This is a genomic window from Streptomyces sp. LX-29 (genome assembly GCF_029541745.1).
Taxonomy (GTDB): domain Bacteria; phylum Actinomycetota; class Actinomycetes; order Streptomycetales; family Streptomycetaceae; genus Streptomyces.
The window spans coordinates 4,947,755-4,960,347 of sequence record NZ_CP089746.1; the positions used below are offsets into that span (position 1 = coordinate 4,947,755).

Here is a 12,593-nt window from a genome sequence, read left to right on the forward strand (position 1 = left end):
GACAAAAAATGGACGACTGCCTTCCGGTTTCTTGAGCGTCGACCGGACCCCCTCTGGCCGATCGCCTCCGGCGGTGTCCAACTCCGCTGTGTGAAAGCTGTTTTGGAGCCTGTGCACCCAGCTCAGGGTCTCGAACGGAACTCCATGATCGCAAGGGTGAAACGCGGTGTTTACCGGGCAAAGGTGCGTAATGACCCAGACGGGGCAGCGGGGGGTGTGGGGCGTCGCGCGGGGCCGGTGTGCGGCGTCCGGCGCGGAAACCGTTTCAGCGGCGGTGTGCGGAGCGCAGTCGCGCGCGGATGTTGCCGAAGTGGTCGCGCACGGCGTCCTCGGCGCGCACCGCGTCGCCAGAGCGTACCGCCTCCAGGATCGCCCGGTGCTGGATGCAGGTGATCCGAGGGTCCTGTGGTACGTCGACGAGATCGGTGCGCACCCGGTGGAAGGCGTCCCAGAACGCCTCCAGCACCTCGCTGAGCAGCGCGTTGTCCAGTCCGCGGTAGAGCGCGGCATGGAAGGCCCGGTCGGTGTCGGCGCGGACGTCGCCCGTGGCCGACTCCTTCTCCATCCGCTCCACCAGGGTGTCCAGCTCGGCGAGGTCGGCCTCCGGTATTCGCCCGGCCAGCCGGGTGACCAGCCCGGTCTCCACCGCCTCGCGCAGCTCCAGCAGCTGGAGCAGGCTCTCCTCGCCGCGGTAGTGGCCGGCCACGGTGCGGAAGGTGAGGCCCTCGATCATCGGCGCCATCGACATCGGGCCGACATAGGTGCCGAAGCCATGGCGGATCTCCACGATGCCCATGGCCTGGAGCGCCTTCAGCGCCTCGCGCACCGAATTGCGGCTGACGCCCAGCAGCTCCATCAGCTCGGGTTCGGTCGGCAGCGGGGCGCCCGAGGGCAGCCGGCGGTCGATGATCAGCCTCTTGATCCGCTCCTGGATGTCGCGCGCCATTCCGCGACTGTGCACCGCCACCTCCCCTTTTGGCCAGCGGTGCGACGGAACGACACGACCCGATGCCCTGCCGCGGGCATGGCGCGGGCATGGCAAAGGGCCTCCCCGCCGATGGCGAGAAGGCCCCTCGTGTCACGTGCGCCGCCAGGGACTCGAACCCCGGACCCGCTGATTAAGAGTCAGCTGCTCTAACCAACTGAGCTAGCGGCGCTTGCTGACGAAGGAAACTTTACCCGATGGCAGAGGGTGCTCCGGACCACCCCCCGTCGGGCCCGCCCTAGGGTGGCCCGCATGGACATCGCAGAGCTGGCGGAGGACGCCTGGGAACTGCGCGGCGGCTCCCCCGCGGACGCCGGGCACCGTGCCGCGGGCGGTGCCGGGGCCGCCCCCGGGCGTCGGGTGCTGGGCATCGCCGGGCCGCCCGGCGCCGGGAAGTCGACCCTGGCCCGGGCGCTGGTCGCGGAGGTGAACCGGCGCCACGGCCCCGACACCGCCGGCTACCTTCCGCTCGACGGCTTCCACCTCTCCAACGCCCAGCTGGAGCGGCTGGCGCTCGCCTCCCGTAAGGGCTCCGCCCCCAGCTTCGACGTGTGGGGCTACGCCGCGCTGCTGCACCGCGTCGTCGCCGAGCCCGAGCGCGAGATCTATGTGCCGGACTACGACCGCACCCTGCATGAGCCCGTCGCCGCCCGGCACCGGCTGGCGCCCGGGGCCCCGCTGGTGATCACCGAGGGGAACTACCTCGGCTGCGACACCCCGGGCTGGCGCGACGCCCGCCGCCACCTGGCCGCGCTGTGGTACCTGGAGGCCCCGGACGAGGTCCGGCACGAGCGTCTGGTGGCCCGACAGCTGGCGGGCGGGCGCGACGCGGGGGCCGCGGCCGCCTGGGTGACGGACAACGACCACCCCAACGGAGAGCTGGTGAAGCGGAGCAGGTCCCGCTGCGACCGGGTGCTCGCACCGGTGCGGCTGCCCTAGGCGCTGGGCGCTCGGCGGGGAGTACCGCGAGGGGGCGTCGATCGTCAGCGGGCCCCGCCGGGGCCGGGCTGTCCGCCCCGTTCCGTCTCCTCCTCCGGGCGGGGCTGTCGCAGGGCGACCCGGGCGAGGGCCGCGGCCACCACCAGCGCCACCACCGCCAGCAGGGCGTAGTCCGGTACCGCGTCCCCGATCCGCCGCGCCGCGCGCTCCAGGGCGAACTCCTGGTCGGCGTCGAGGACGCCGGGGAGCGCGGAGGTGCCGTTGTAGCGGAGGAAGAGAGCGCCGATGCCGATGAAGAAGACGCCGGAGAGGAGAGAGGTGGTGTGCAGCCGGAGCCGGCCCAACGACAGCTCGCGGCCGCGCAGCCAGCGTCGCCGACCGAGCTCGAAGCGATCCCACAGCAGGGCCAGCAGGAACAGCGGCAGGGCCATCCCCAGTGCGTAGACCGCCAGCATGGAGGCCCCGTAGACCGCGTTGCCGCTGATCGCGGTCACCGTGAGCACGGCGCCCAGGATCGGCCCGGCGCAGAAGCCGGCCAGTCCGTAGACGCAGCCGAGCAGAAAGGTGGACGCGGCGGAGGCGGCCGAGCGCGGGGTGATCCGGCCCGCGGCCGCCTGGGCGCGGCGGGAGGCGAAGCCCAGCCCCAGGATCTGCGCGAGGCCGAGCGCGATCACCGTCCAGCCGCCGATGGAGATCAGCAGCTCGCGATGGCCGTTGAAGAGGCGGCTGGCGGCGCTGGAGGCCGCGCCGATCGGCACCAGCGTGGTGGCGAGCCCGAGGTAGAAGACGCCGGTACGCGCCAGCAGCCGTCCCGGTGACGAGAGGGAGTAGGCGAAGAACGCGGGCAGCAGCAGCGCGCTGCAGGGGCTGAACAGGGCGAGGGCACCGCCGAGGAAGGCGGCCAGATAGCCGATGTCCGTCACTTGCCGTCCGCCTTGGGGCCCGCGGGCCGCTCCGCGCCGCCGCCCGCCTTGGTCGCCGCCAGCGCCTCGTCGATGACCTGCTCGAACACCTCGGTGGGCTGTGCCCCGGCCACCGGCCGCCCGTTGATCAGGAAGGACGGGGTGGACTGCACGCCGATGCGGTAGCCCTCCTCCGCGTCCCGCTTGAGGGCCGCCTTGGCGTCCGAGCCCTCCATGTCCTCGGCGAAGCGGTCCAGGTCCCGCACGCCGCTCTCCTCGGCCAGGTCGATCAGCTTGTCCTTGGCGAGCGCGTCGCCCTTGCGGAGCTTGGCGAAGAGGGTGTCGTGGAACGGGCGGAAGCGGCCCTGCTGGGCGGCGGCCCAGGAGGCGCGGGCGGCCCGCTCGGAGTCCGCGCCGAAGACGGTGAAGTTGCGGAACTCGATGCGCAGCACCCCGCGGTCGACGTACTTCTGGATCAGCTTCGGTTGGGTCTCGCGGGTGAAGCGGCCGCAGTACGAGCACTGGTAGTCGGCGTACTCGACGAGCACCACGGGCGCGTCGTGGCGGCCGAGGGCCAGCTTGTCGCCGCCCTCGCGCCGCGCGGTGGCCTTGGTCAGCTGGTCGTAGAGCCGCTGCCGCTCGGGGTCGGTGGTGCGCTGTCCCGCGGGGGCGTCGGCGGCCGGTGCGGAGTCGTCGTCGCCCTGGGTGAAGGCGAGGGTGGTGGCGACGAGCGCGACGATGAGCGCGACGACGGCGCCGATCGCCGCGAGTCGCCGGGTGGTGGTGCCGCGTGCGGGCATGGAGGTGCTCCTGATGAGGTCATACGGGATCCGGGCATGCCGAGGACCGGCCGGCGCGACGGTGCCAGGGCCCGCGACGCGAGGGCGCGCACGGCACGAGGGCGCATGGCACGGGGGCGCATGGCACGAGGGCCGTGGCACCGGGACGCGTGGCGCGAGGGCGCGAGGCGCGGGGTGGCCGGTCGGGGGCGGCCTAGAGCCTGAGGACCGGGAGGAGTTCCGCGCAGCCCGTCGGGGGCAGCGGCGGTGCGCGCGGCGGCACGGCGCGCGGGGTGCGGTGCGCGGGCCCGGCGCCGTGGCCGGTGCCGGGGTGCGACAGCGGGTCGAGATGGCGCGGGCCGGAGAGCGTGGCCGACGCGCCGTCGGAGGCCGGATGTTCGCCGTTCTCGCACTGCGCGGGCGCCCGCGGCGCCAGGGCGCGGTCGGCGGTGCCCGCTCGGACGGCCGCGGCCAGGGCGGTCCCCGAGGGGTCCGCCGGGCTGGTGGCCGCGGCGGTCGCCGGGCCGGTCGGCGCCGCGGTCGCCGCGAGGGCCGGCCGGCCGGCCGAGGGGGAGGTGGTCGCGAGGGCCGTCGGCGAGACGAGACCCAAGCCGAGCACGAGCAACGCCAGCGCGAGCAGGGGTGGGAGGAGTAGCGTCGGAACGCCGGGGACACGCGCGGTCGCGCCGCGCCTCAGCGGCAGCATGCGCCTCCCCCCTCTCACTCCTTCACTCCTCCACTCAAGCGTGAGTGCTCCTCCACCCTGAGCGATCCATCGTAGACACGCTGGCAGCAAGCGGACAGCGACGCCCATCCGCAGTCGCTTTCGGTCGTCTCGCCGCCGCGCTCCGTGCCCGGTTCCGGTCCCTCCCCGGGGATACCGGCAGCTTGCTGACAGCACGTGCGCGCCGGCGCGCTCCATTCCGCGTAACCCGGCGCGAGGCTGGGGGCTTTGCCCACTCTTTGCCTTACTCCACGCGTTGACGTCGTCGCTGTGCGCGAATTACTGTCGTCACGGTTTCGATTTCTGCGGCCGACTCACGCATTCAGGCAGAAGAGAAATTCCTCGGGGAATCGTCCACCGCGCCGGGTCAGGGGAAGTCATGGCTGGTCTTCCGATGAGGCACGGGCCGGAGCGCATGCCGGGCCCGGGACCGGTGCGGGACGTTCCGGAGCGGGACGAGGTGGAGCGCGCGCTGCTCGCCGCGCGCGATCTGATCCGGTCCACCGTCGTCCGGCACCGCCACGAACTGGAACGGGCGTCCCTGGTGGGCGCGGGGCCCGCCGACGCCGTCGAACGACTGGTCCGCGGAGCGGTCCGCAGCGTCAGCGCCATCCTGTCCGGCGGCAGCGAACAGGAGGCCGCGCTGCTCACCGCGCTCGACCGGCTGGCGGCCGACGGGGGTGGGGAGCACCTCGCCGTACGGCTGCTGTGCGTGCCGCGCACGGTGGACGACAGCCGGGTCGGCTCGGCGGTGCGCGGCGGTCCGCGCCGCGAGGTGCGGGTGGCCGACGTCGAACTCCAGGAGGCGCTGCTGGTCGACGGCCGCGTCGCCTATATGGCGCCGCCGCCCGAGCGGGCACCCCGCCAGGCGTCGCTGGTGGAGGACTCCGCCACCGTGCGCGCCCTCGACCTGCTCTTCGCCGGCGCCTGGGAGAACGCGGAACCGCTCGCCGACTACCCGCGCCTGGGCGGCCGGCTCAGCCCGCAGACCGCGCGCCGGATCCTGGAGTGCCTGTGCACCGGGCACACCGACGAGGTCGCGGCCCGCGCGATGCGGGTGTCGCTGCGCACCTACCGGCGCTACGTCGCCGAGCTCATGCGCGAGCTCGGCGCGAGCTCGCGCTTCCAGGCCGGGGCGCGCGCGGTGGAACTGGGGCTGCTGCCGGGCCGCCGCTGACCCGGCGGCCGGGCGTCGACGCACGGACGGGGGACGGGATGACACGGGGATGAGGCGCATGTTGCCGGAGCCACCGGCCCGGGGTCGGGGCGGCCCCTCGCAGGGATCGCGGGGATCCGCGGGGGGACCGCTACGGGGGGCGCCAGGGGGAGTGTCCGCCGCCGTCGGGCCAGGCGGCGGCGGACGCGGCGCGCTCGGCCCGGAGGGTGGAGTCGGTCGCGGGGGATACGACGGGGCCGGCCCGGAGGGTGGAGTCGGTCGCGGGGGATGCGACAGGGCCGACGGGCGCGCGGGCGCGGGACGCGCGTCCGCCGAGCGCGGGGGCGTCGGGCCGGAGGCCCGGCCGGGCCCCCGGGGCGGTTCGGGTGGTGGTTCCGGCGGTGGCGGGGGCGCCCGCCCACACGGGCCGGATTCCCTGGAGCGGACGCTGGAGGCGGTCCGGGACCTGATCGAGTCGACGGTGGGGGAGCACCGGGACCGCCAGGCCCGCCATGCGCTGGTCGCGGGCGTCGCGGTGGCCGACGCCGCGGTGCTGGCGGCGGCCGAGCAGGTGGTCGAGGGCGCGCGCCGCGGGGTCTACGTGGTGCTGCCGGCGGCCGGCGCGCGGCTGGCCGCGGTCCACGCGGGGCTGGCGGAACTGGCCGCGCGGGTCGAGGAGCCGCGGGAGCTGCGGTTGCTCTGCGCTCGCCCGCCGGCCGGCTGGGCGCGGCGATACGGGGCGGGCCGGGTGCGGATCGCCACGGTCCCGCTGCCGACCCTGGTCGTGGCCGACGGCCGTACCGCGCTGGTCTGCCCCGCGTCGACGGACGGCGGCCGTGACGGCGGGCGGGCGGCCTCCGTCGTCGAGGACCCCTCCGTCGTGGGCGCGTTACACGCGATGCTCCGCAGCGTCTGGGGCGGTGCCACCCCCGCGGCGGGTCCGCTGGACGGCGCCGACCCGGCCCGCGCGGAGATGGTGCGGCGCGTGCTGGAGCGGCTGCGCGACGGGGTGACGGACGAGGCCGCCGCCCGCGAACTCGCGGTCTCCGTGCGGACCTACCGTCGGTACGTCACCGGCATCCTCGACCTCCTCGGCGCCGGCTCCCGCTTCCAGGCCGGGGTCCTCGCCTCCGAACTGGGCATCCTGCCCGACCGCTGACGGCGCCCCGACGGCCTCTCGGGGCGGCGGTTCGGCCCGGAGGTGCCGTTCCCGGACCGCCCGTTGTCCTCTTGCGGACAGCCTCCAGCGATCCGCTGTCGCCGCGCGAAGGGCGGCTCGTAGGGTGATGATCGCGATGCCGGGGCCGTGCGCCGGGGTGCCGGTGGCACCGCCCGTCCGCGCGAACGCGCGCCACACGCGACACCTCGCCCATCCGCGACCTTGGAGTGCCCGGCATGACGACCACCACCGCCGAACTCGCCATAGAGGGGCCGCTCGGGCCCGCTCTCGTCAAGGTCATCCGCGGCAACCCCAGCCCCGACGAACTGGCCGCTGCCACCTCGGTGTTGCTCGCCCTGGCCCGTCGCTCGGCCGCGGTGGAGCGGGGCGCGAAACAGGACAGGCGGCCCACCGACCCCGGCTGGCGGCGGGGGTTGCCGGACGGCTGCTCGCCGCGTTCCTGGATGTCCCTTCCGCGGACCCCGGTGACGCCGTAGGAATTCGTCGCGGAGCGACGGAAGGCCGCGCACCGGCTAAGCGGAACGGTGATTCCGGTAAGCGCGGAACACACCAGCCCCACCACCCAATTCGGCTTTCTCCGTCCACATTGTGAACCGGAGCGTGCTGGCGATAGGTTGCGTTCAGGCGTGCCGATGATCCGGTAACAGCCGGTAATGCAAGGGGTTTTGGGGATGACGGAGAGGCGCAGAAGAGGTGCGGCCGTGTTGACGCGCGTCGACAACGGGCCGGTACCGCAGGCGCGACACAGGCAGGCGACGCCGATCGGGTACGGCACGAATGCGCCGCATACGGGGCGAGCACGAAAGTCCCGGGGAAATCAACAGGGTGGCGCGGGGGTGTTCCGGCGCGCGGTGCTGCCTCCGCTGCTGCTCGGTTTAGCGCTGCTCATCGCCTGGGACACCGCCACCCGCACCGGTGCCGTTTCGACGTATTTCCTGCCGACCCCCTGGAGCCTGGCGCGGCACTTCACCGACGAGCTGCTCCATGGTGACCTGCCCGAGTACACCCGGGAGACGGCCTGGGAGGCGGCCGCCGGCGGCGGCATGGGCATCGGCGTCGCGCTGCCGCTCGGCTATCTCATCGCCCGCAACCGGATCGCGGCCGCCGCGCTCCAGCCGTACGTGGCCGCCACCCAGGCCATGCCCGCGGTGGCGCTGGCCCCGCTGCTCGGGCTGTGGATCGGGTACGGGCTGCTGCCGATCGCCGTGCTCTGCGCGCTGCTGGTCTTCTTCCCGATCCTGGTCAACACGGTGCTCGGGCTGCGCGCGATCGACCCGGACGTGCTGGGCGCGGCCCGGGTGGACGGCGTGGGGTGGTGGCGGATGCTCTGGCACATCGAGCTGCCGCTGGCCCTGCCGGCCATCCTCACCGGCGTCCGCAACGGGCTGACCCTGTCGATCACCGGCGCGGTGGTCGGCGAGTTCGTCATGGGCGGTGAGGGGCTCGGTCAGCTGCTGTCGGTGCAGCGCCAGGAGGCCGACACCCTGGGCCTGTTCAGCACGCTCGTCATGCTCTGCCTGCTCGCCGCCGTCGTCTACGGGGCGGTGCGCCTGGTCGAGCGGCTCGTGGAGCGCTGAGCGCGCACGCTCCGTGCCGTAGGGAACATCCACTTCATCCGTGAGTCCTTGAGGAGAATTCGTTGCTTTCCACACAGGGAACAGCCAAGCGCCCGGTCAGCAGACGCCGCGCCATCGGGGCGGCCCTGCTGTCGGTGACGGCCATCGCCGCACTGACCTCGTGCGCCGAGGAGCCGGACGGCGAGGGGGGCAAGAGCGGCGACACCGTCACCATCGGGCTCACCTACAGCCCGAACATCCAGTTCGCGCCGTTCTACGTGGCTCAGGAGAAGGGCTACTACAAGGACGCCGGCATCAAGGTGAACCTGCGCCACCACGGGGCCGCGGAAGACCTCTTCGGGGCGCTCAAGCAGGGCCGCGAGGATGTGATCTACGCGGGTGGGGACGAAATGCTCCAGGCCCGTTCCAAGGGTCTGTCGGTGGTCGACATCGCCACCGTCTACCACAAATACCCGGTCGCCCTGCTGGTCCCCGAGGACTCCGACATCCGTAAGCCGGAGGACCTCAAGGGCAAGAAACTGGGAACCCCCGGCGAATTCGGCGAGACCTATTTCGGATTGCTCGCCCTGCTCAAGGAGGCGGGGCTGGCCAAGAAGGACGCCGACGTGCAGTACATCGGCTTCACCCAGCAGGCGGCCCTGAAGGGCAAGCGGGTCGACGGCGTCATGGGCTATGTCAACAACGACGGGGTGGCCTTCAAGGAATCCGGCATTCCGGTGCGCGCCATCACCCTGGACACGGGCGAGGGGGGTGAATCCCTGGTCGGCCCGTCGCTCGGCTCCACTCAGAAGACCCTCGACAAGCGGGGCGACGAGATCCGCAAGTTCGTCGACGCCTCGCTGCGCGGCATGCGGTACACGATCGAACACCCCGAGGAGGCCGTGAAGCTCAGCAAGGGGTACATCCCGGGGCTGGGCGACTCCAAGCGCCAGGAGAACGCGCTCGCGGTCCTCAAGGCCACCGAGCCGCTGATGCGCAACCAGCAGGGCGAGATCGGCTACATCGACCCGCAGGTGTGGGGCAGGATGGCCGACTTCATGTACGAGCAGGGGCTGTTGGACAAGAAGGTGCAGCCCGAGGAGGCGTACGACAGCGACTATCTGCCCAAGTCCTGACCGGCCGGCCGGAGCCGACCGGCCGGACTCAGTCGGCGCCGCTCGCCGCCCGGCGGTGCAGGGCCGCGGCCACCGCGAAGGCCGCGCCCGCGCCGGCGGCGAGCACCGCCCAGCTGCCGCCCGCCGAGGCGTGGGCGATGACGAACAGACCCAGCGGCGGGCCGGTGGCGGTGCCCAGGTTCCAGGCGAGCGAGGCCAGCGCGCCGGCCCGGCCGGTCGCCGACTCACCCGCCCAGCGCAGCAGCAGCGGATAGAACGCCGAGGAGTAGGTGAGCTCGCCGGCGGCGAAGAGCACCGCGAAGGCCAGCAGCAGCCCGTAGCGCGCCGCGGGGCCGCCGGTGTCGCCGAGCAGCACCGCGAGCCAGCCGCAGCCGAAGGCCAGCGCCCACAGCACCGGCCCCGCCGCCAGGCTCACCGTCTCCGGCAGCCGCTCGAACCAGCGCCGGCCCAGCGGTTGCAGCGCCACCAGGGCGAAGGAGTTGGCGGCGATCACCACGCTCACCCAGCCCAGGGTCACCGCCATCCGGTCGTGCAGCAGCAGCGGCACGGTGGCCTCGATCTGGGTGAAGCCGACGATCGCGAAGAGCGCCTGGGCGAGGACGAGCAGCGCCATCGGGCGGGCGCGCAACAGCGTGCGGTACGTGGGCCCGGCGGCCGCCGGCCGCTCCGCGGCCCCCTCGTCCGCACCCGCGCCCGCACCCGTGTCCCGGCCCGTCCGCCGCGGCCGTAGCGCCCACACCACCGCGACCAGCGGCAGCGCGGCGGCCGCGTTGGCCAGGTACAGCCAGCGCAGCACGCCTGCCGGGGTGTCCGCGCCCTGGAGCGCCAGGCCGGCGACGACCGAGCCCACGCCGATACCCGCGTTGTTGACGATGTGTCGGATGGTGAAGGCGGTGCGGCGCCTGCTCTCCGGGACCGCGGCGTCGACCACGCCGACGACGGAGGCGTAGAAGAGCCCGAAGCCGACGCCGACGCAGCCGCCGGAGACCAGCACCAGCCAGATGGCGTCGGCCGGCGCCAGCAGGGCGTAGCCGACGCCCAGCGCGCCGCCGCCGGCCGCCGCGACCCGGTGCGGCCCGGCGCGGTCGGCCAGCGGGCCGCCGACCAGCGCGGCGGCGAAGCTGGCGGCGGCCATGGCGATGAAGTACCCGCCGGCGCCGCCCGAGCCCAGCCCCAGCAGTTCGCTGATGTAGATCGAGGTGAACGGGAAGCACAGGCCGTTGCCGAGGCTGGACAGCAGCAGGCAGGCCATGAGGGCGGTGAAGGGCCCGCCCAGCCGGGCGGGCCGGACCGGGGCGGTGGTCATGCGCCCGGCGCGCCCCGGAGCTTCATCAGCTTCTCGACCACCGTCAGGTCGTAGGGCGCCGGCAGCGAGACCACGACCTCCACCGCGCCGGCCGCGGCGAAGCCCTCGACCAGCCGCAGCTGGTCCGGGTTGATCATCACCGTGCGGGCCACCTCGCCCGGGTCCCGGCCGACCCGCTCGCACCAGCCGTCGAGCACCCCGCTGAGCTCCCGGAACTCGGCGACCGGGTCGGCGGAGGCCCAGCCGTACCAGTTCCACTGGTCGGCCTCGCGGGCGACCAGCTCCAGCGTCCGCTTCCGCCCGCCGCCGCCGATCAGCAGCGGCAGCTCGCCGGCCGGGCCGGGGTTGAGCCTCCCCAGCCGCTCCTTGATCGTCCGAACGGACTCCGCGAAGGCGTCCATCCGCGCGGCCGGACCCGGGAACGGCAGCCCGTACGCCGTGTGCTCGGCCTCGAACCAGCCGGCGCCGAGCCCCAGCACCAGACGGCCGCCGCTGAGCTGGTCCACGGTGCGGGCCATGTCGGCCAGCACATGCGGATTGCGGAAGGCGGTGCAGCTGACGAGCGACCCGAGGGCGGCGTGCTCGGTGTCCACCGCCATCGCCGACAGCAGCGACCAGCACTCGAAGTGGCGGCCCGCCGGGTCGCCGGTGTGCGGCAGGAAGTGGTCCCAGGTCCAGATCGAGTCCACGCCGAGCGCGTCGGCCGCGCGCCAGGCGGCGCGCAGCTCCCCGATGTCGGTGTGCTGCGGATGGAGCTGGACGCCGACGCGCGGGCCGGCGCGGTGGAGCTGTGACACGGTGGTCCTTTCGGGGCGGGACGGCGCCGCGCACCCGGGCGGGGGCGCGCCGGGGAGCGGGTCAGGGGGTGACGACGACCCGGTAGACGGGGGTCTCGGCCGTCTGCCTGAGTGCCTTCTCCACCTCGTCCAGCGGGTAGCGGGCGGTGACGAGCCGCTCCAGGCGCTCGGTCAGCGCGCCGCCGCGCAGCAGCTCCGCCGCGGTGCGCCAGTCCTCGGGCTCCTGGCTGTAGGAGCCGGTCACGGTGAGCTGGCGGCGGTGCACCTCGTAGCCGGGCAGCTCGGCGGGCGGGCCGTCCGGGGAGCCGCCGAAGAGCACGATCCGGCCGCCGTCGGCGACCGCCTCCAGCGCGGTGGCGATGGCCGGGGCGCTGGCGATGGTCACGAACACCACGTCCGCCTTCTCCAGCTCGGCGAGCCGCTCGGGCCCCACGACCGCGTCCGGCCCGGCGGGCTCGATGGCGGCGCGGCGCTGCTCGTCGCGCTCGACGACCACCACGCCGCGGGCCTGGAAGTGGCGGGCCAGGGCCAGGTGGAGGTGGCCCATGAAGCCGGCGCCGATGACGGTGACCCGGTCGCCGGGGCGGAAGGCGCCGCGCCGCAGCGAGTGGACCACGCAGGCCAGCGGCTCGCCCATGGCGGCCAGCGCCGGGTCGGCGTCACCGACGGACCAGACGTGCCCGGCCGGCACCCGGACGTACTCCGACAGTCCGGCGCCCATGGTGATCGCCCCGTCGGAGCGCACCCCGCCCTGCGGCGCGGCGCAGATCGCGGAGTCGCCCCGGCGGCAGGCGCGGCAGGCGCGGCAGCGGGTCAGCAGGTCCACGGTGACCAGCGAACCGACGGCCGGGGTGTCCTCCAGCTCGGCGGCCCGCGCCCCGACCCGCTCCACCCATCCGGACACCTCGTGCCCGGCGGCCGTGGGGTAGACGGGCATGCGACCCGCGTAGAGATTGCCCTCCATGGTGCACAGCCCGCAGGCGGCGATCCGCACGAGCACCTCCGAATCGCCCACCTCGGGCACGGGTATCTCGCCGACCTCGACCCGACCCGCCGCGGTGATGACAGCTGTGCGCATGGGAACTGCCTTCCGAATACAAGACGTTGTGTCCGGAGGCTATGACCTGCCCGGA

General features: G+C 74.0%; 13 protein-coding genes and 1 tRNA gene. 6 read left to right on the top strand and 8 right to left on the bottom strand.

Annotated elements, in window-relative coordinates; all coding sequences use genetic code 11:
- Nucleotides 1–265: 265 nt before the first annotated feature.
- Nucleotides 266–946, bottom strand: coding sequence for a FadR/GntR family transcriptional regulator (locus tag LRS74_RS21310; RefSeq protein ID WP_277742493.1), 681 nt, complete (start codon nt 944–946; stop codon nt 266–268).
- A gap of 137 nt (nt 947–1,083) precedes the next feature.
- A tRNA-Lys gene (locus LRS74_RS21315) sits at nt 1,084–1,157 on the bottom strand.
- Between the two features lie 80 nt (nt 1,158–1,237).
- Here LRS74_RS21315 and LRS74_RS21320 point away from each other — a divergent pair.
- Complete coding sequence (locus LRS74_RS21320; RefSeq protein WP_277742494.1) at nt 1,238–1,924, top strand: nucleoside/nucleotide kinase family protein; 687 nt, start codon at nt 1,238–1,240, stop codon at nt 1,922–1,924.
- Between the two features lie 44 nt (nt 1,925–1,968).
- Here the strand turns inward: LRS74_RS21320 and LRS74_RS21325 are convergent, their stop codons facing one another.
- The 3 genes from LRS74_RS21325 to LRS74_RS21335 all read right to left on the bottom strand — a co-directional run bounded on the left by LRS74_RS21325 (nt 1,969) and on the right by LRS74_RS21335 (nt 4,311).
- Nucleotides 1,969–2,847, bottom strand: coding sequence for a cytochrome c biogenesis CcdA family protein (locus tag LRS74_RS21325; protein ID WP_277742495.1), 879 nt, complete (start codon nt 2,845–2,847; stop codon nt 1,969–1,971).
- Complete coding sequence (locus LRS74_RS21330; RefSeq protein ID WP_277742496.1) at nt 2,844–3,626, bottom strand: DsbA family protein; 783 nt, start codon at nt 3,624–3,626, stop codon at nt 2,844–2,846. Before LRS74_RS21330 ends, LRS74_RS21325 begins: the two co-directional genes overlap by 4 nt.
- Before the next feature lie 193 nt (nt 3,627–3,819).
- Nucleotides 3,820–4,311 carry a hypothetical protein gene (locus LRS74_RS21335; RefSeq protein ID WP_277742497.1) on the bottom strand — a complete coding sequence of 164 codons (492 nt, stop codon included), beginning with the start codon at nt 4,309–4,311 and terminating at the stop codon, nt 3,820–3,822.
- Nucleotides 4,312–4,708: 397 nt separating this feature from the next.
- Here LRS74_RS21335 and LRS74_RS21340 point away from each other — a divergent pair, with 397 nt between their 5' ends.
- The 5 genes from LRS74_RS21340 to LRS74_RS21360 all read left to right on the top strand — a co-directional run bounded on the left by LRS74_RS21340 (nt 4,709) and on the right by LRS74_RS21360 (nt 9,357).
- Nucleotides 4,709–5,506, top strand: coding sequence for a hypothetical protein (locus LRS74_RS21340; RefSeq protein WP_277742498.1), 798 nt, complete (start codon nt 4,709–4,711; stop codon nt 5,504–5,506).
- Nucleotides 5,507–5,966: 460 nt separating this feature from the next.
- Entirely contained in the window at nt 5,967–6,644 is a 678-nt protein-coding gene (locus LRS74_RS21345) for a DNA-binding response regulator (RefSeq protein WP_277742499.1), read from the top strand.
- A gap of 236 nt (nt 6,645–6,880) precedes the next feature.
- Nucleotides 6,881–7,141: an acyl-CoA carboxylase subunit epsilon gene (locus tag LRS74_RS21350; protein ID WP_277742500.1), complete on the top strand. Its 261-nt coding sequence runs from the start codon at nt 6,881–6,883 to the stop codon at nt 7,139–7,141.
- A gap of 567 nt (nt 7,142–7,708) precedes the next feature.
- Nucleotides 7,709–8,242, top strand: a complete 534-nt coding sequence (locus tag LRS74_RS21355; protein ID WP_277744863.1) for an ABC transporter permease subunit — start codon at nt 7,709–7,711, stop codon at nt 8,240–8,242.
- A gap of 62 nt (nt 8,243–8,304) precedes the next feature.
- Nucleotides 8,305–9,357: an ABC transporter substrate-binding protein gene (locus LRS74_RS21360; protein WP_277742501.1), complete on the top strand. Its 1,053-nt coding sequence runs from the start codon at nt 8,305–8,307 to the stop codon at nt 9,355–9,357.
- 28 nt (nt 9,358–9,385) lie between these two features.
- Here the strand turns inward: LRS74_RS21360 and LRS74_RS21365 are convergent, their stop codons facing one another.
- From LRS74_RS21365 to LRS74_RS21375, 3 genes are all read right to left on the bottom strand, one after another.
- Nucleotides 9,386–10,663 (bottom strand): MFS transporter, encoded by a 1,278-nt coding sequence (locus tag LRS74_RS21365; RefSeq protein WP_277742502.1) that lies wholly within the window; start codon nt 10,661–10,663, stop codon nt 9,386–9,388.
- Nucleotides 10,660–11,460 carry an LLM class F420-dependent oxidoreductase gene (locus LRS74_RS21370; RefSeq protein ID WP_277742503.1) on the bottom strand — a complete coding sequence of 267 codons (801 nt, stop codon included), beginning with the start codon at nt 11,458–11,460 and terminating at the stop codon, nt 10,660–10,662. The genes LRS74_RS21365 and LRS74_RS21370 overlap by 4 nt, the downstream gene beginning before the upstream one ends.
- A gap of 61 nt (nt 11,461–11,521) precedes the next feature.
- The gene (locus LRS74_RS21375; protein ID WP_277742504.1) at nt 11,522–12,538 is read right to left on the bottom strand and encodes a zinc-binding dehydrogenase; all 1,017 of its coding nucleotides are present in this window, start codon (nt 12,536–12,538) and stop codon (nt 11,522–11,524) included.
- Nucleotides 12,539–12,593: the final 55 nt, after the last annotated feature.

Bases quoted from the DNA above. Each gene is read 5' to 3' on its own strand.
- LRS74_RS21310 (WP_277742493.1), bottom strand. From the start codon at position 946: ATGGCGCGCGACATCCAGGAGCGGATCAAGAGGCTGATCATCGACCGC.
- LRS74_RS21320 (WP_277742494.1), top strand. From the start codon at position 1,238: ATGGACATCGCAGAGCTGGCGGAGGACGCCTGGGAACTGCGCGGCGGC.
- LRS74_RS21330 (WP_277742496.1), bottom strand. From the start codon at position 3,626: ATGCCCGCACGCGGCACCACCACCCGGCGACTCGCGGCGATCGGCGCC.
- LRS74_RS21335 (WP_277742497.1), bottom strand. From the start codon at position 4,311: ATGCTGCCGCTGAGGCGCGGCGCGACCGCGCGTGTCCCCGGCGTTCCG.
- LRS74_RS21340 (WP_277742498.1), top strand. From the start codon at position 4,709: ATGGCTGGTCTTCCGATGAGGCACGGGCCGGAGCGCATGCCGGGCCCG.
- LRS74_RS21350 (WP_277742500.1), top strand. From the start codon at position 6,881: ATGACGACCACCACCGCCGAACTCGCCATAGAGGGGCCGCTCGGGCCC.
- LRS74_RS21355 (WP_277744863.1), top strand. From the start codon at position 7,709: ATGGGCATCGGCGTCGCGCTGCCGCTCGGCTATCTCATCGCCCGCAAC.
- LRS74_RS21365 (WP_277742502.1), bottom strand. From the start codon at position 10,663: ATGACCACCGCCCCGGTCCGGCCCGCCCGGCTGGGCGGGCCCTTCACC.
- LRS74_RS21375 (WP_277742504.1), bottom strand. From the start codon at position 12,538: ATGCGCACAGCTGTCATCACCGCGGCGGGTCGGGTCGAGGTCGGCGAG.